The sequence below is a fragment of the Nocardia sp. NPDC019219 genome (assembly GCF_040632645.1).
Lineage (GTDB): Bacteria > Actinomycetota > Actinomycetes > Mycobacteriales > Mycobacteriaceae > Nocardia > Nocardia sputorum.
On sequence record NZ_JBEYCG010000006.1, the window covers coordinates 288423 to 303466 of the forward strand.

Below are 15044 nucleotides of genomic sequence, written 5' to 3' on the forward strand. Positions count from 1 at the left end.
TGGAGGCTGTTGATCGCGCATCGAAGTCGCACAGTACGGCGAACTCGATATGTCAAGCTTTCCGATCTACGGAAAGCATTACCTCGTGACGCCGCGCCGCCGTCCCTACTCTCCGAGGGCATTGATCGACAACGGACAAGGAGTCCTCACGATGTGGCGGCAAGCCCTCATGCGCATCGCGCTAGCGATCGTTCCCCTCGTCGCACTCGTCGCCGCGTGTGGTTCGGACACCGGCGGCGACACCGGCGCGGGCGCCTCCTTCGTGCTGAAGGTCGCCGACCCGGGGAACTCCGGTCCGCTGGCGGTCGGCAAGCGCGACGGCACCTTCGACGCGGCGCTGGCGCCGCTCGGCGCGAAGATCGAGTGGGTCACCATCACCCCCGGCTTCAGCTCCAACCTGAAGTTGTTCAACACCAAGGAACTCGACGTCTCCGGCGCGGCGTTCAGCCCCGTGGTAGGCGCGCTGTCCAAGGACGTCGGTGTGCGGATCGTCGCGGTGCAGGATCCGGCGGGCAAGGATCAGAGCGGCATCATCGTCACCCCGGAATCGGGCGTGCACTCGGTGGCCGACCTGGCCGGTAAGCGCGTCGCGGTGAATCCCGCCGCCAAGGGCGAGTACATCCTGCTGAAAGCGCTGGCGCAGGCGGGCGTCCCGGCCGACAAGGTGACCCGGGTGCCGCTCCAGCAGAAGGACGCCGCCTCGGCGTTCGCCACCGGCAAGGTGGACGGCTGGGCGTCGTTCCTGGTGCCCTACCAGGAGGCGAAGGCCAACGGCGGCGTCGAGATCGCCACCGAGAAGAGCATCGGCTCCAACGACAACACGGTCGTCGTGTTCCGCACCGAGGTGCTCGAAAAGCGCCCGGACGTGGCGGCGAAGTACCTCGACGTGCTGCAGGATCTCACGGCGAAGCAGCGCGCCGACCCCACCGACTTCGAGAACGTCTTCGAGAAGACCGGCCCGCGCGCACTGTCGGGCGCGCGACTCGCCGACGCCTACCGGGTGGGCGGCGAGGCCACGGTGCCGCACCTGCCGAACGAGGCGGACGCCACCGCCCTGGCCGACGTGGTGAACACCTTCTTCGACAACGGCGTCATCACCCGCAAGATCACCGCCGCCGACATCTTCTACGACTTGAAGTCCCGGCTGACGCCCGAGCAGCTGGCCTCGCTCCAGGCGGGCAGCTGAGATGGCGGTGATCCCCGCGGCGGGGCCCACGGAACTCGCCCCGCCCCGTAGTCGCGCCGGAAAGCGCAGGCCCACTTGGTTTTCGGTGCCGCTGCGGTTCCTGCTTCCCGCCCTGATCGTCGCGGGCTGGTGGGTGGGCTCGGCGACCGGAGCGCTCTCCGAACGCGTGCTGGCGGGCCCGCCCGCGGTGTGGACGGCGTTCACCGAACTGCTCGGCACCGGCCAGTTGCTCGACTTCGCGGTCGCGTCGTTCGCGCGCGCCGCCTTCGGCGTCGGCATCGGTGTGGCCATCGGGTTGACGCTCGGCCTCCTGTCGGGGCTGTCGAGTCTCGGTGAGGAACTGGTCGATTCGACGATGCAGATTTTGCGCGCGGTGCCGTTCCTGGCGCTGGTGCCGCTGTTCATCGCCTGGTTCGGCATCGACGAGCTGTACAAGGTGCTGCTCATCGCCGTCGCGACGGTGGCGCCGATGTACGCCTACACCTATCTCGGCGTGCGCAACGTCGATCGCAAGATGGTCGAGGCCGCGCGCAGTTTCGGGCTCACCGGCCCGCGGCTGGTGCTGGAGGTCATCCTGCCCTCGGCCCTGCCCGGCGTGCTGATGGCGCTGCGGGTGTGCCTGTCGATCAGCATCACCGGTCTCATCGCGGCCGAGCAGGTCGGCACCAGGGAAGGCGTGGGCTACCTGGTCACGCTGGCCCAGGAGTACAACCGCACCGACTACATGGTGCTGTGCGTCGTGTTGTACGCGCTGCTCGGATTGGTCTTCGACGGACTGGTGCGGGTTGCGGAGCGGTTCGCGATGCCCTGGCGCGGGCAGGTGGCGATCCGATGACCGCCGTCACCGAACCCGGAGCCGAGGTGACCACCGCGCCGGCGACGGAGCAACCGGTCGCCGTCTCGATCTCGGGCCTGCGCAAGTCGTTCGGCGCGAAGACGGTGCTCGACGGCGTGGACCTGACCATCCGGCGCGGCGAGTTCGTCGTCCTGCTCGGGCCGAGCGGCACCGGCAAGACCACCTTGCTTCGCCTGCTCACCGGCCTCGAAGCGCCGGACGCGGGGCGGATCCTCGTGCCCGGCCGTCGCACCACCGTCTACCAGGAACCGCGGCTGATTCCCTCGAAACGGGTGCTGGCGAACGTCATCGTGGGGCAGCGCCGTTCCCGGCAGCACCGCGAAGCCGGGTTGCGCGCGCTGGCCGAGGTCAACCTCGACGGCAAAGCCCGGCAATGGCCCGCCACGCTCTCCGGTGGCGAGGCGCAGCGCGCGGCGCTGGCCCGCGCCCTCGTCCGGGAACCCGAATTACTGCTGCTGGACGAGCCTTTCGCGGCGCTGGACGCACTGACCCGCCTGCAGATGCAGGATCTGGTCGGCGACCTGGTCGCCCGGCATCGTCCGGCGGTGCTCATGGTGACCCACGACGTCGACGAGGCGATCCGCCTGGCCGACCGCGTGCTGATCCTGGACCACGGGCGCTTCGCCGTGGACGTCGCCATCGACGTGGCCCGCCCGCGCGACCGCGCCGACCCCGAAACCTTGCGCTTTCAGTCCCTTTTCCTCACCCAGCTCGGCGTGGACCGCACCACGCCCGCTCCAAGGAGTGCCTCATGACCGACACCCTCTGGTACACCCGCTGCCCGGTGCCCACCGCGAGCGGGCTCGCGCACAGCCTCGGCTGGCTCGGCGACGCCGCGGCGCGAGCCGGGCTGGAGTTCGGCGTCCTCCAGGACGCGGGGCCGGAGCTGGCCGGCCACCACTTCCTGCACGATCTGTCCGGACTGATCCGGGAGGGCGGCAACGTCCCGGCCCTGGCGGCGCGCGCCCAGGGCTCGCCGACCCGGTTGATCGGATTGACCTGGATCGATGAGGCGCAGGCCATCCTGGTGGGTCCGCAGTCCTCCGTCGGCGGCCCCGCCGAGCTGGCCGGGCTGCGCGTCGGCGTGCCGGCGTGGGCGCAGGACCAGGCGCGCAGCTTCCCCCGCGCGATGGCCCTGCACGGTTTCGCGAACGCCCTGCGGCTCGGTGGCCACACGCTCGCCGACGTGCGCGTGGTCGAGATCGGTGTGGAGCGCGATCCGCAGGTGCGCACGGAGGTCCAGGTGAACCGCCGCGTCGTTACCTGGGGTGTCGAGGAACTGCTGCGCGGCGAGGTGGACGCCATCTATGTCAAAGGCGCTCGGGCCCAAGAGGTGGCGCGGGAACACGGCCTGCGCGTCGCGGTGGACCTGGATACCACCGAAGCAAAACGCTTCCGGGTCAACAACGGCACGCCGCGACCGATCACCGTGCACTCCGACCTCTTGGAGTCGCGCCCCGAGCTGGTCGTCGAATTCCTCGCGCAGAGCCTGCGCGCCGCCGACTGGGCCGCGGGCAACCTGGCCGGTGTCCGCGACGTGCTTCAGCGGGAGACATTGTCCGGCCCGGAGGGCGTGGTCGCGGCGTACGGCGAGAACTTCCACCGCGATCTGCATCCGTCGTTGTCGGAGGAGCGGATCGAGCTGCTCGGCGTGCAGAAGCAATTCCTCTACACGCACGGTTTCCTCGCCGCCGACTTCGACCTGGCCTCGTGGGTCACGCACGAGCCGCTGGCCCGGGCCAGGGAGCTCGTCGAGTCGGGAAAGGTCCCCGCATGACGGAGTTCCTGTGGCGCTTGCCTTCCCGTGGTGACGGCCGTCATGCCCCTGCTGGACGACGCAATCGCGGCGGATTCGGCGGACCCGCGCCGCTGACGCCGGCGACCGACCTGCGGCCGGGACACTTCGGTCCGTTCGACGACCTCGCTCAGATCATCGATGCCGCCGAGCTGGCCGGGCTGGACGGGGTGCTCGCCCCCTACGACCCGCAGGGTGAGGAATCGTGGATCGTGGCGGGCGGCGCGCTGCGCGGCACCCGGCACTCCCGCGTCGTCGTCGAATTCCAGCCCGCGTTCGGCACCCCCGTCTACGCGGCGAAGATCTCCGCCACCCTGCAACGCATCTCGGGCGGACGCCTGGCCTGGCAACTGGCTGTGGACACCGATCCCGCCGACGCGCGGGCACGCGGCGATCGCGTCATCGGAGACGACCGCTACGCCAGGGCCGCGGAGTTCCTCACCGTCGCCCGGGGCGTATGGAACGAGGCCCCGGTGCCCTCGGCGGGATTCGCCGGCACGGGGTTCCACTACGAAGGCGCGCACTACGACGTGATCGACGGCGGCTTCCGCGGCATCCTGTCCGGGCTGCCGTTCCCGGCGGTCTACCTGACCGGCGATTCCGCCGCCGCGCTCGAACTGTCGGCCGCACACGGCGACGTCCACGTGTTCACCGAGACCGCGGCGGGCGTCGGCGCCGCGATCGCCGCCTTGCGGGAGCGCGCGACGGCGGTGGGACGGACGGTACGCGCCGGGCTGGAACTGCCGGTCATCGCGCGGGAAACCGAGGAGGAGGCATGGGCCCGCGTCGATCGGCAGTGGCGCGAGGTGCACCCGGACGGCCCGGACGCACGCGAGCACGATCTGGGCGACGGCCGCTGGGCCGGATTCGCCGACCTCGGCTACGCCGCAGCCATCGGCCTCGTCGGCAGCTACGCACAAGTGGCGCAGCATCTTTCGCGTTATGCCGAGGCGGGCATCGACAGCGTGGTGCTGTCCGGACACCCGCACATCGAGGAATTGCACCGCGCGGGCGAGCACCTCTTGTTCCTCGCCGACCCGGTCGGCCGCACCATGACCGCGCAGGAGGCAACCGCATGACCATCGACATCTACTGGCGCATCGGCATGGAGGGCGACCACGCGTCGCTGCGCACGCCACGCCGTTACAACCGCGGCCACGCCAACGGCTACGGACCGGGCAATATCGCCCCCGCCATCCGTGGCGGCGCCCTCGACGGCTACGGCTACATCGACCACATGGCGGCGGTGGCGAGGGCCTCCGAATCAGCCGGTTTCCTCGGCGGTCTGCTGCCGTCGTTCCCGGTGACCGACGACCCGTGGGCGGTCGCGGCGGCGCTGGCCAGGGAGACCACCACCTACCGTTTCATGGTCGCCTTCCAGCCCGGCTTCCTGCACCCGGTACAGGCGGCGCGGATGTCGGCGAGCCTGCAGCGGGCGACCGGCGGCAGGCTGGTCTACAACATCATCAGCGGCGGCGGCGGGCCCGCCCAGCTCTGGTGGGGCGACAAGGTCGCGCACGACGATCGCTACGCCCGCACCAGCGAGTTCCTCGACGTGCTGCGCGGCGTGTGGGACGGCGACCCCTACGACCACGACGGCCGGTTCTTCCGGACCGAGGGCGCCGCGCTCGCCCCGGGCATCGCCGGCCAGCCGTTTCCCGAGGTGTACTTCTCCGGGTCCTCGGCCGCCGCGGTGCGGGCGGCGGGCAGGCACGCCGACTACTACCTGTCCTGGCTGGAGCCGTTCGCCGACCTGCGCGCCAAGTTCGACGGCGTCCGCGCCCACGCCGGAACGATCGGCCGCACACCGAAGTTCGCCGTCCGCATCGACATCCTGGCCCGGCACACCGAGGAGGCGGCCTGGGCGGAGATCGAGAAGGGCTGGGCCTTCGTCGACCGCGGCGCCGCCGAGCGGGCCGCCAAGGGCGACTCGGTCGGCGCCGCCCGCATCCAGGGGTGGGTGCCGGAGACCATCACCGGCTACCGCGACCTGGAAGTCCAGCCCAACGTCTGGTGCGGCTTCAGCCTGATCCGCGGCGGCCCGGCATTCGGCCTGGTCGGCAGCTACGAGCAGGTCGCGCAGCGGCTCGACGAGCTGATCGACCTCGGTGTCGACGCGTTCATCCTCGCGGGCAACCCGCATCTGGAGGAGGCGTACCGCGTCGGCGAAGAAGTGCTCCCGCTGCTGGGCCGATCCCGGCTCACCGCCTCCACTCCCGCCGCATCCCTTTCCCCCGCACGCTGATTCAGGAGAGATCATGACCACCACCGAGACCCGGTTGCCGGAGTCCGTCACCGCGTTCGTGGCCGCCGCGACCCGCGACGCCGAGAAAGCCTTCCGAGTGTTCCGGGAGACCGGCACCGTCTCCGGCAACGGCACCGTCAACTTCGTCGAACGCGTGCCCGGCGAGGAGATCGCCGTCGCCCTGAACGAGCCGGGGCCGTGGGCCGACGACCGCACCATCGCGCCGGTGGTCGCCACCTTCGACGGCGAGGTGCTGTCCGGGACGGGCTCCGCCGGATTCGTCACCGGTTACGCGAAGGTTTTCCGCGCGCATCCGGAGATCACTTCCGTGGTGCACATCCACACCCCGTGGCTGGGCGGGTGGGCGCAAACCCATCGCACGCTCCCGATCCGCTACGCGGCCGCGCAGCGGCTCACCCTGTCCCGGGCGGTCCCGCCGCACATCGACCGCAGCGTCGGCGCGGGCGATTTCATCCTGTCCCAGCTGGTCGAGGACCCGGACCTGGTCGCGATCTTCGAGGCCAACGGTGGTGCGAACGTCATCGGGCGGGCTGGGCTGTTGGAGCTGGCGAAGTTCGTCGTGCTGCTCGAGGAGGGCGCGCAGTATCAGGCGATCGCCGAAACGCTCGGCGGCTCGGTCGAATTCGATCCGTCCAACCTCGCGGTGCAGTGGAGCCGCACCGGCCTCGCCGACGAGGCCCGCCGCCGCGGCCTGATCTGACCGGCGCCGCACATCCGAATCGAGGAGCGATCATGACCATTCGTGTCGGCTACTTCCCGCACAACAATTCCCTGTTCGTCCTGCGCCACCGCGGCATCCTGGAGAACCTGCTGCCCGACGTGGAATGGGTCGACCTGCGCGACCTGCCACGCCCCGCGCCGGTCGACCCGCGGTCGGGACTTCCGTCGCTGCATTCCGATCATCTGTTCGACGGCGGTTACGACTTCATCGGCACGGGCTTCACGCCGCCGCTGACCGCGCTCGCGAACGGACGCGACATCGTCTACGTCGGCATCTCCGGGCCGCGGGTGGAGAACGGCCGCCTGGTCACCAGGGCCGATTCCGGCATCGAGACGGTGCTGGATCTGAAGGGCAAGCGGGTCGGCATCGCGCACGGTTCCTGGCAGACCACCCTCGCCCTGCTCGCACTGGACCGCGCGGGCCTGGCGTGGAAGGACGTCGAGCCGGTGGACACCGACGTGCACGACGGCGGCGCGGCGCTGCTGCGCGGCGATCTGGACGCCTGGGTCGGCGCCTATCCGGGTCTGGCCGCGATCGAGGCGGCCGCCGACCTGCGGACGCTCGTGGACACCGAGTCGCTGTTCAGCCACCCCTCGCTGTGGTTCACCCGCCGGGACTTCGCCGAAGGCGATCCCGCGGCGCTCACGGCGATCATCACCGCTTTGCAGCAGTCGGACGCGTGGATCAAGGACAACCCGCGCGCGGCCGCCAGGTACTTCGTCGACGACGTGACAGCTCGCGGCGGGACCGCGAGCCTGGACGCGTGGGAGGCCGCGCTGCGCGGCAGGCCCTTCGGCGTCGAACCCGTCACCGCGGAATTCCTCGACGAACAGCAGCACGCGGCCGATCTGCTGGCCGCCAACGGACTGCTGCCGCGGACGGTGCGGGTGCGGGACGCGGTGCTGCCGTGGATCGGCGAGACGGTCACCGCGAAATCCGGCGTAACGGTCTGATCGGACGAACGGCGGGCCGGGGTGCCGCGGGATACCCGGCCCTTCGGGGTGTTCGAGGAAACGTCAGCGCGGCGAAATATTCGGCCGGCCGCCGTGTCTTTCGGTGGAGCGCAGCTCGCACCAATAGGCGGCGACGGCGGTGGCGTAACCGGCCACGACGGCCGTCGCGGTGACGATCAACAGCGTGATGAGCAGTGGAATCAAGAAAGCGGTGTGCATTGTGCCCTCCCCGCGGTCACGGTGATCTCAGCGGAAGGTTCGGCGCCGCACTGCACCGACATGTCGGTCCCGCACCTAGTGAAATCGTAATCGTCGCAGCCTCCTCCGGCAGGGCAGCCGGCTGTGAGTTCGATCATGTGTGGCGCGGTGTGTCGCGGGGAATACATTCGCGCCGTGCGGTCTAATTGATCTTGTCTCCACTTTCCCGGCAGGAAAGCAGGACACGACACGGGACCGCCGAATCGGCGGCCGTGGGCGTCGCAGTGCCCGTCGCGCGCCGGACTTATTCGGTGGCGCGGTTCTTTCGCTCGAATCTGTCTCCGGCATCACCTCGGCATGCGAAAAGGAGCACGAACGTGAGCATGATTCTCGCCGCGCTGCACGACACCGTGATCGCGCAGTTCGAAAATCCGACCGCGGAAGAGCCGCCGCTCGCGGACAAACTGATGCAGATGGGCCGTTACTTCACCTGGTTGGTCCAGTTGTCCGGAATCACGGCGATCACCTACGGGGGCGGCAGGTTCGCGTGGGAGAAATGGAACGGCGGCACTCTCCAGTCGCCGAAGATGGTCGCCAGCGCGATGGCCGGCGGCGCGGTGGCGACGAGTGCGGGCACGATCATGAACGCGATCATCGGCTGACCCACGGCGCGGATTCGTGACGCACCGGCTCGACGCTCACCGTCGGGCCGGTGTTCTTCTGTCCGCGCCGACTGCGCCGCCGGACAGCGGCGCTCCACGTGTGCGTCAGGTGGCGGCGATGCTCAGTACGGCCTCGGCCGCAGGATCGCGCGGGATCGCTCGGCGAACAGCCGCGCGGCCGTGCGCGCGTGCCGTTCCAGTGCCGGAAAGAGAGCTCGCCACGGGCGGTCACGCCGCCGCTCATACCGCACGTTTTCGGCGAACTGAACGCCGTGCCCATCCGGCGTACCGTGACCATCACCAAGGCCCGGCAGCGCTTCGCGAGCGACGGAAGCTGACCACCCAGCTCTTGTGGTGGGCGTGCGCCTTGCGCGCGGAACGGGCCGAATCGCCGTTCGTGCGGTAGAAAGCAACCGCGAACCGAGTCGGTGCGCCGGTGACGGACCGACCGTAAACAAATCGTATGGCGGTGCCAGCAGAGTCGTTCTCGACACCGAGACCGGCCGCACCCGGCGACCGCCGCACGTGAAAGGAAACCGATGGGCACCATCGCAGTGCACGAATTCATCGCCCTCGACGGGGTGTACGAGGATCCGTCCTGGACCTTCGAATACGGGTTCGACCCGAAGATGGGGGAGACCCTGGGCGCGATCACCTCGGCGTCGAAGGCGATCCTGCTGGGCCGCACCACGTTCGAGATGTTCGCCCCGGCCTGGTCGACCCGCACCGCCGAGGACGACCCGGGCGCGCCGTTCTTCAACGACACGATCAAGTACGTGGTGGGTGCGCGGGAGCCGCAGGTGGAATGGGCCAACAGCACCCGTCTGGGCGCTTACGACCCGGATGTCATCCGCAAGCTGAAGGACGAGGTCGACGGCGTCATCTATGTCAGTGGCAGCGGCACGCTGGTGCGGGCGCTGCTCGCGGACGGCTTGGTCGACGACCTGCACCTGTTCGTGTACCCGATAGCGCTCGGCAAGGGCAAGCGGCTGTGGGGCGACGGCGTCGAGGCGACCAAGCTCGCGCTCAAAGAGCAGGAGGTCTACGCCAACGGCGTCGTCCACTTGGACTACGGTCCCGCCGAGGTCTGATGCCACGCGGAAGGGCGGCCCGTTCGGGCCGCCCGAGCGATCCCGGCTCGCCGCGGGGAGGGCGAGTGGGCCGGAATCAGCGCCCGCCGGTGCAGTAACCCTCCGGGGTGTACTGGCACGGACGCTCGTTGCGTCCACGGTATCCGCCGTGGTTGCTGCTCCTGGACCGCTCGCCGACACCGGAACCGCGCTTGTCGGCGGGGTTGTGCGAGTACCGGTCCGCTGTGGTGGTGACATAAGGTTCGGGCGAAGCGACCGCCGCCGCCGTGAAGACCGACCCACCGATCAGCGCCGAGGCCACCACTCGACGCACTGTCACGCGCTTCCTCGTGTTGTGCATTAGTTCATCCCGTCGATTAACGTGCCGTCATATAACGATACATTGATCAGTGAGTCGTTGGCACTGATTTTTCCCACCCATGGGAACAAAGGCGCTCTACCTGCGTCAATCGAGTAATACATGGCTGCGCGCTCGATCTTGACCTGTGCAACGTGCCGTTGTTCAGGTAACCGGAGAGTGCGCGCCTCAAACCATGCGGAGCGCATCCGGTCCGCGTGCCACGCATGCGAAGAGGGCGACCGGCCTGTTGGATTGGCGACGCGCGACCGTCGAGGCCGCATCGTTCACCCGGCTGAGCCGGTTACCGTCGCGTCTCGGCTGGGCCGCGCGACCCGCGTTCGCGCTGCCAGCGGTCCGGGTCGGCCTCCAACGCGGCGCGGTCCCAGTGGCCGAGTTCGGCGGCGGCCGCATACGTCGTGTCGAGGAACTCGAGCAGTGCGCGCTCAGGCGCCGCGGACGTGCGAACCGCCTCGTAGGGCAGGAGGAATTGGCCGTTCTCCCGGCTGTAGAAGGCGTCCGGCGGACCGACCGGGTACTCGGCGAATCCCTCGGGCTCCGGATACGCGTAGGCGTAGAAGGCGCCTTCCGCTCCGCCGCCAGGCCAGAAGCCGCAACTGCTCAGTTCGTGCGAGTAGCCCTCGACCATGACCCAGTCGCCGCAGTTGGGTGCGCCCCCTGGGTGCCGAGGAGCTGCTCGCCCGGAGAATCTGGTGCACGCCAAATCCATCGCTCCCCAGAAGAAGTGCACCGGGCTCACTTTGCCGATGAAGCGCGAACGGAACTCGTGCATGACGCGATCGGCGGCGAGCAGTTGCCGCCAGAACAACGTGGCGGCCGCCGCGTCATAGGAGCGATGCTCGTAGTCCTCGGCGAACGGGATGGCGGGTTCGACCTCGTTGGGCCTGGCCTGGATGTGCACCGGCACGCCGAGTTCGCCGAGCGCCTCGACGGTTTCGGCGTAGAAGGCCGCGACCGGCTTGGGCTCGAGCGCGACCTGCCGGTTCCGGCCGTCGCTGGACCGGATGTGCAGTCGATGATCGAGGAAGTCGAATTCGATGTCGAAGCACCCGGTGGGGTGCGGGATGGCGGAGGTGGTCAGTCCCCTCGGGCTGACGTAGAAGGTGACCTGCCACCAATGGTTGACCAGCGGAGCGTGCGAGAGCCGGATTTTGCCGACGATCTGCGTCCACATGTGCAGCGTCTCTCGCGTGGGCGTCCAGTCGTCCACCCGCAACGCCGGCCACGGCCCGGTCGTGGCTTCTGTCACTGCCGCGCCTCCGTCTCGTTCGGGGTACTCGGTGCCGCGCGCAGGTGCTCGCGAATGACCAGCGCAGTGCTCGTATCCCGCACCGTACCTGGTGCACATGCCCTCGGAAGCCCGACATGCGACAGAATTGGCAACTGTCCGGCAACATTGCCTGGCTCCGCTGCGGGCCGCCCAACTGGCCGGACCCGGCGGAAAGGCATGCCCGGGGTCGGCCGACGATGTCTCAGGGCCTGCGCGGCCACCTGTCGCCCGCTGACGGCATGCTCGTCAACGGCAGGGCGACGCCCTTGCGGGTTGCCCGGGCTCTGCGGCGGGAATCCGGATCCCACACCATGGCCGCGGCCGCACCGCCGAGCAGAACCACGACGATGCCGACGATCGCCACCCACAGCAATACCACCGATATTTCTCCAGTCATTCCCGTCCGCTCCATATGGCACGTTATCCCCAGGCGGACAATTACTTTCGCGATTGCGAGCATTCTTCACACGCCGTGCGGCCCGCGCGAATCGACGCGCGGATTCTGTGCTGGGCCAGCACCACTGGCTCCTGCGTTTGGGATACGTCTGGTAACGCATAGTGTCGCGAACGGAGGGGCGGCAGAAGGCTCGGATGTCGATGCGCGAAAGCGAGGATGTGGTCGAGGGATCGGTGCGGGCGCACGGATCGGGCCGCGACCACCGCCTACGCGAACGTCGTGAAGGCGGGCATGCGCGCCTTGGCGCCGCGCGCGCGTTCGGGGCCCGCGGCACGCGCTCGAGGCGATCGTTTTCGTTTCCGAGAACCTGCTGCCCGCCCCGAGATAGGGCCATCGCATTGACCTCGGCGGCGCCAGGGGTCATTATGAACACATGTTCATGAACGTGTGTTCATAATGTTCGAGGAGGTTCGATGACCGAGATCGTCAACATCGCGCAGGCGCAGGCGTGGAACGGTTACGAAGGCGCGCACTGGGCCGAGCACGACGGCCGATACGACGCGGTCAACAGTGGGTTCAACGAGCCGCTGCTGGCCGCCGCGGACATCCGGGACGGCGATCGGGTGCTGGACATCGGTTGCGGGAACGGCCAATTGACGCGATTGGCCGCCGCACGGGCAGGCTCCGGATCGGCGACCGGTCTCGACCTGTCCGGTCCGATGCTCGCCCGCGCCCGCGACCGCGCGCGGGCAGAGGGCATCGCGAATGTGTCGTTCCGGCAAGGCGACGCGCAGGTGCACCCGTTCCCCGCCGCCGCGTTCGACGTGGTGATGAGCCGGTTCGGGATCATGTTCTTCGCCGACCCGATCGCCGCCTTCACCAACATCGCCCGCGCGCTGCGACCCGGGGGCCGCCTCGCGTTCGTGGCCATGACCGCACTGGGCGGAACGGATCTCGGCACCGTATTCGGTGCGCTCGCCACGCATTTCCCGTACGCCGGGCCGGAGGACGGCCACGGCCCCACCTCGTTCTCCGATCCGGGGCGGGTTCGCGAGGTGCTGTCGGCCGCGGGGTTCGACGACATCGGCTGCGCGCGCGTCGAGGCGGACGGCATCTGGGGCCGCGACATCGCGGACGCGGCCGAGTTCCTCTTGGGCTGGGGCCCGATCCGTCATCAGCTGAGCCTCGTGGACCCCACGGTCGAGGCGGATGCCCGGCGTACGTTGCGCGAGGCATTGCGGCCGTTCGACCGACCCGATGGCGTCCGGCTGCGCGGCACCGCCTGGCTGGTCACGGCGTCGGCGCCGCTACTGTAGGCCGAATGGCACCGAGAAAGGCCGCAGCCCTCAGCGATCGCGACGACGACCGCGATCTACGCGCTCATCTGATCGCGACCGCTGAGCGGATGATGGTGGAGCAGGGTTCGGCCGGTCTCACCGTCCGTGCCATCGCGCGGGCGGCCGGGGTCGCCACCGGGGTTCTCTACAACCATTTCGCCGACAAGGAGGAACTGCTCGCCGCCGCGCTGCGCGCGCACGTCGACGAGGTGCAACGCGGACTCGGTCTGCTGCCGCAGGCGGGAACCGGTGCGGTAGCAGCGAATTTGCGCGTCTACCTCGACCGAGGGCTGGCCCTGCACCGGGCGATCGTGCCGGTGATTGCCGGACTGCTCGCCCAACCCGCGGCACTCGCCCGCTTCGCCGAATCGGATGCCCGGCGAGACTGGCGGCATCGGCTGGCCGGCTATCTGCACGCCGAACGCGATCTCGGCCGCCTCGCGCCGGACGCCCGGGTCGACGCCGCGGTCGCCGTGCTGGCGGGCATCTGCCACGACCAGGTCTTGTCCGCCCTGCTGGCGGCGCGGCCCGTCGCGGACCCGCCCTCGCTGGATTCGGTGGTCGCGCTTGTGCTCGACGGCATTCGCGCGCCGTCCTGAGTCGCTCCGGATCGGCGGTGGCGGTGCCTGATCGCCCGGCGTGCCGAACGATCAGCCGGCCTCGAACGCGGCGGCCACGATCGGGCGCACCTGTTCCATGGTGGCCGCCCCGGTCTCGCGGGCCACGGAGGTCATGTCGACGTCGGGAAGCCCGCAGGCGACGGCCCAGTGCCACGGTTCGAGGTCGCCGTTCACGTTGAGCGCGAAGCCGTGACTGGTGATCCCGCGGCTCTGGCGCATCCCGATGGAGACGATTTTGCGGGCGGTGCGGGTGGTCCACACCCCGGTGAGCAGTTCCGAGCCCGGTGGGGTGTCGCGGCGTTCCGCAGGGACGTTCAGTCGGCCGAGTGCCTCGATCAGGCGGAACTCGACCTCCCGGATGTAGTCGACAACCCCTTCGCCGGAGTCGAGCCGGACGATGAGATAGCCGACCAGCTGGCCGGGGCCGTGATAGGTGAGCTGGCCCCCACGAGTGGTTTCCACGACCGGGATGTGGTGAGCCGGATCGGGCAGGTGCTCCAGCGGCGTCCTGCGCCCGACGGTGTAGACCGGCGGATGGCTCAGCAGCCACAGCGTATCCGGCCGCGCGCCGCTATGGCGTTCGTCGACCAGCTCGCCCATGCGCTCCATGGCCTTGTCGTAGTCGATGAGGTCGTCCTGGATCAAAGTCAGCGGCCGGGATCGCATGCTCCGACCATATCGCCCTCTGCCGTACCGGCGAACCCGCCCCGCGATGGCCGGGCTCGGCGCCGCCCGCACGGGGACTAGGACGTGGTGGGCAATCCCGGCCGTGGATCGGTCGCCGCGGCGCGGCGCTTGGCGGCGAACGGCAGTGCCAGCATGTACAGGCCGGAGAACAGCAGCACGGCGAGCGGTAGAAGCGGCAGGTATGACACCCAGACGACCGGATCCTCCGGTGCCAAGGCGACGAATGTGGCGAGCACGGTCAAGAGGAAAACGATGCCCGACCAACGGTGCAGCCGCCGGACTCGCGGTGCGGGTCCGGGGACCTGTGCTGCCACGCCCTGCCGGGGTGCGGTGTTCGCGGCTGCTCGGTCGCGCCGCCTCGCGGTGTACCACAACACGAGTAGGCCGAGACCGGAGAACAGAAGCAGGGCGAGCGGGGGCAGTGGCACGTAGGACAACCAGACTGGGCCCTGCAACGCCAAGGCGGCGACCGTGACGAGCAAAGTCACCGTGAAGATGACGGCCAGCCACCGGTGGGTCTGCCGGATCCGCTTGTTCCAATCCATGAGTCCTCCTCTACGTATGAGCACCCCCCGGTGATCGCCGGGTGGACGTCGGTGGTGAAGACGCTAGCGAGGTCCGGTCACCAGTACTTCTCGATTCCTGAT

The 15044-nt window shown here is 69.3% G+C and carries 18 protein-coding genes; 12 read left to right on the forward strand and 6 right to left on the reverse strand.

The genetic code is table 11. The features are described from left to right. Positions 1-151 precede the first annotated feature (151 nt). From ABZ552_RS14770 to ABZ552_RS14805, 8 genes are read left to right on the forward strand one after another with little or no spacing between them, the layout of a single operon-like run. Complete coding sequence (locus ABZ552_RS14770; protein WP_281873722.1) at positions 152-1186, forward strand: NrtA/SsuA/CpmA family ABC transporter substrate-binding protein; 1035 nt, start codon at positions 152-154, stop codon at positions 1184-1186. 1 nt (position 1187) lies between these two features. After that, entirely contained in the window at positions 1188-2021 is an 834-nt protein-coding gene (locus ABZ552_RS14775) for an ABC transporter permease (RefSeq protein WP_281918825.1), read from the forward strand. Further along, positions 2018-2797 carry an ATP-binding cassette domain-containing protein gene (locus ABZ552_RS14780; RefSeq protein ID WP_281873720.1) on the forward strand — a complete coding sequence of 260 codons (780 nt, stop codon included), beginning with the start codon at positions 2018-2020 and terminating at the stop codon, positions 2795-2797. The genes ABZ552_RS14775 and ABZ552_RS14780 overlap by 4 nt, the downstream gene beginning before the upstream one ends. Next, entirely contained in the window at positions 2794-3819 is a 1026-nt protein-coding gene (locus tag ABZ552_RS14785) for an ABC transporter substrate-binding protein (RefSeq protein WP_357437547.1), read from the forward strand. The genes ABZ552_RS14780 and ABZ552_RS14785 overlap by 4 nt, the downstream gene beginning before the upstream one ends. After that, positions 3816-4916, forward strand: a complete 1101-nt coding sequence (locus ABZ552_RS14790) for an LLM class flavin-dependent oxidoreductase (protein ID WP_357437550.1) — start codon at positions 3816-3818, stop codon at positions 4914-4916. The genes ABZ552_RS14785 and ABZ552_RS14790 overlap by 4 nt, the downstream gene beginning before the upstream one ends. Beyond that, positions 4913-6082 (forward strand): LLM class flavin-dependent oxidoreductase, encoded by a 1170-nt coding sequence (locus ABZ552_RS14795; RefSeq protein WP_281873717.1) that lies wholly within the window; start codon positions 4913-4915, stop codon positions 6080-6082. The genes ABZ552_RS14790 and ABZ552_RS14795 overlap by 4 nt, the downstream gene beginning before the upstream one ends. Positions 6083-6095: 13 nt before the next feature. Further along, entirely contained in the window at positions 6096-6803 is a 708-nt protein-coding gene (locus ABZ552_RS14800) for a class II aldolase/adducin family protein (RefSeq protein ID WP_159839983.1), read from the forward strand. Between the two features lie 32 nt (positions 6804-6835). After that, positions 6836-7777, forward strand: a complete 942-nt coding sequence (locus tag ABZ552_RS14805; RefSeq protein WP_357437554.1) for an ABC transporter substrate-binding protein — start codon at positions 6836-6838, stop codon at positions 7775-7777. A 63-nt stretch (positions 7778-7840) separates the two neighbouring features. On the opposite strand, the gene ABZ552_RS14810 is transcribed toward ABZ552_RS14805, so the two are convergent. Beyond that, positions 7841-7996, reverse strand: a complete 156-nt coding sequence (locus ABZ552_RS14810) for a hypothetical protein (protein WP_281873714.1) — start codon at positions 7994-7996, stop codon at positions 7841-7843. A gap of 362 nt (positions 7997-8358) precedes the next feature. Here ABZ552_RS14810 and ABZ552_RS14815 point away from each other — a divergent pair, with 362 nt between their 5' ends. Continuing rightward, positions 8359-8637 (forward strand): hypothetical protein, encoded by a 279-nt coding sequence (locus ABZ552_RS14815; RefSeq protein ID WP_043736702.1) that lies wholly within the window; start codon positions 8359-8361, stop codon positions 8635-8637. 539 nt (positions 8638-9176) lie between these two features. After that, positions 9177-9728 (forward strand): dihydrofolate reductase family protein, encoded by a 552-nt coding sequence (locus ABZ552_RS14820; RefSeq protein WP_281873713.1) that lies wholly within the window; start codon positions 9177-9179, stop codon positions 9726-9728. 76 nt (positions 9729-9804) lie between these two features. Here ABZ552_RS14820 and ABZ552_RS14825 read toward each other — a convergent pair whose 3' ends face one another. The 3 genes from ABZ552_RS14825 to ABZ552_RS14835 all read right to left on the reverse strand — a co-directional run bounded on the left by ABZ552_RS14825 (position 9805) and on the right by ABZ552_RS14835 (position 11753). Further along, positions 9805-10047, reverse strand: coding sequence for a hypothetical protein (locus ABZ552_RS14825; RefSeq protein ID WP_281918820.1), 243 nt, complete (start codon positions 10045-10047; stop codon positions 9805-9807). Between the two features lie 322 nt (positions 10048-10369). Beyond that, positions 10370-11335: a DUF5996 family protein gene (locus ABZ552_RS14830; protein ID WP_357437558.1), complete on the reverse strand. Its 966-nt coding sequence runs from the start codon at positions 11333-11335 to the stop codon at positions 10370-10372. A gap of 223 nt (positions 11336-11558) precedes the next feature. Next, complete coding sequence (locus ABZ552_RS14835) at positions 11559-11753, reverse strand: hypothetical protein (RefSeq protein ID WP_281873711.1); 195 nt, start codon at positions 11751-11753, stop codon at positions 11559-11561. A 473-nt stretch (positions 11754-12226) separates the two neighbouring features. Between ABZ552_RS14835 and ABZ552_RS14840 the strand changes: the two genes are divergently transcribed. Together ABZ552_RS14840 and ABZ552_RS14845 are read left to right on the forward strand one after the other, a co-directional pair. Further along, the gene (locus ABZ552_RS14840; protein WP_281873710.1) at positions 12227-13069 is read left to right on the forward strand and encodes a class I SAM-dependent methyltransferase; all 843 of its coding nucleotides are present in this window, start codon (positions 12227-12229) and stop codon (positions 13067-13069) included. A 5-nt stretch (positions 13070-13074) separates the two neighbouring features. Then, on the forward strand, positions 13075-13689 hold the full coding sequence (locus ABZ552_RS14845) for a TetR/AcrR family transcriptional regulator (protein WP_281873709.1): 615 nt from the start codon (positions 13075-13077) through the stop codon (positions 13687-13689). A 51-nt stretch (positions 13690-13740) separates the two neighbouring features. Here the strand turns inward: ABZ552_RS14845 and lipB are convergent, their stop codons facing one another. Both lipB and ABZ552_RS14855 read right to left on the reverse strand, forming a co-directional pair. Next, positions 13741-14376, reverse strand: coding sequence for a lipoyl(octanoyl) transferase LipB (gene lipB / locus ABZ552_RS14850; RefSeq protein ID WP_281873708.1), 636 nt, complete (start codon positions 14374-14376; stop codon positions 13741-13743). Between the two features lie 77 nt (positions 14377-14453). Next, the gene (locus ABZ552_RS14855; RefSeq protein WP_281918816.1) at positions 14454-14942 is read right to left on the reverse strand and encodes a hypothetical protein; all 489 of its coding nucleotides are present in this window, start codon (positions 14940-14942) and stop codon (positions 14454-14456) included. Positions 14943-15044: the final 102 nt, after the last annotated feature.

What these genes read in the sequence shown, in the direction of transcription:
- ABZ552_RS14805 (WP_357437554.1), top strand. Translation starts at nt 6,836, where the DNA reads ATGACCATTCGTGTCGGCTACTTCCCGCACAACAATTCCCTGTTCGTC.
- ABZ552_RS14780 (WP_281873720.1), top strand. Translation starts at nt 2,018, where the DNA reads ATGACCGCCGTCACCGAACCCGGAGCCGAGGTGACCACCGCGCCGGCG.
- ABZ552_RS14845 (WP_281873709.1), top strand. Translation starts at nt 13,075, where the DNA reads ATGGCACCGAGAAAGGCCGCAGCCCTCAGCGATCGCGACGACGACCGC.
- ABZ552_RS14790 (WP_357437550.1), top strand. Translation starts at nt 3,816, where the DNA reads ATGACGGAGTTCCTGTGGCGCTTGCCTTCCCGTGGTGACGGCCGTCAT.
- ABZ552_RS14840 (WP_281873710.1), top strand. Translation starts at nt 12,227, where the DNA reads ATGACCGAGATCGTCAACATCGCGCAGGCGCAGGCGTGGAACGGTTAC.
- ABZ552_RS14775 (WP_281918825.1), top strand. Translation starts at nt 1,188, where the DNA reads ATGGCGGTGATCCCCGCGGCGGGGCCCACGGAACTCGCCCCGCCCCGT.
- ABZ552_RS14770 (WP_281873722.1), top strand. Translation starts at nt 152, where the DNA reads ATGTGGCGGCAAGCCCTCATGCGCATCGCGCTAGCGATCGTTCCCCTC.
- ABZ552_RS14815 (WP_043736702.1), top strand. Translation starts at nt 8,359, where the DNA reads ATGATTCTCGCCGCGCTGCACGACACCGTGATCGCGCAGTTCGAAAAT.
- lipB (WP_281873708.1), bottom strand. Translation starts at nt 14,376, where the DNA reads ATGCGATCCCGGCCGCTGACTTTGATCCAGGACGACCTCATCGACTAC.
- ABZ552_RS14800 (WP_159839983.1), top strand. Translation starts at nt 6,096, where the DNA reads ATGACCACCACCGAGACCCGGTTGCCGGAGTCCGTCACCGCGTTCGTG.
- ABZ552_RS14785 (WP_357437547.1), top strand. Translation starts at nt 2,794, where the DNA reads ATGACCGACACCCTCTGGTACACCCGCTGCCCGGTGCCCACCGCGAGC.
- ABZ552_RS14855 (WP_281918816.1), bottom strand. Translation starts at nt 14,942, where the DNA reads ATGGATTGGAACAAGCGGATCCGGCAGACCCACCGGTGGCTGGCCGTC.
- ABZ552_RS14810 (WP_281873714.1), bottom strand. Translation starts at nt 7,996, where the DNA reads ATGCACACCGCTTTCTTGATTCCACTGCTCATCACGCTGTTGATCGTC.
- ABZ552_RS14820 (WP_281873713.1), top strand. Translation starts at nt 9,177, where the DNA reads ATGGGCACCATCGCAGTGCACGAATTCATCGCCCTCGACGGGGTGTAC.
- ABZ552_RS14795 (WP_281873717.1), top strand. Translation starts at nt 4,913, where the DNA reads ATGACCATCGACATCTACTGGCGCATCGGCATGGAGGGCGACCACGCG.
- ABZ552_RS14835 (WP_281873711.1), bottom strand. Translation starts at nt 11,753, where the DNA reads ATGACTGGAGAAATATCGGTGGTATTGCTGTGGGTGGCGATCGTCGGC.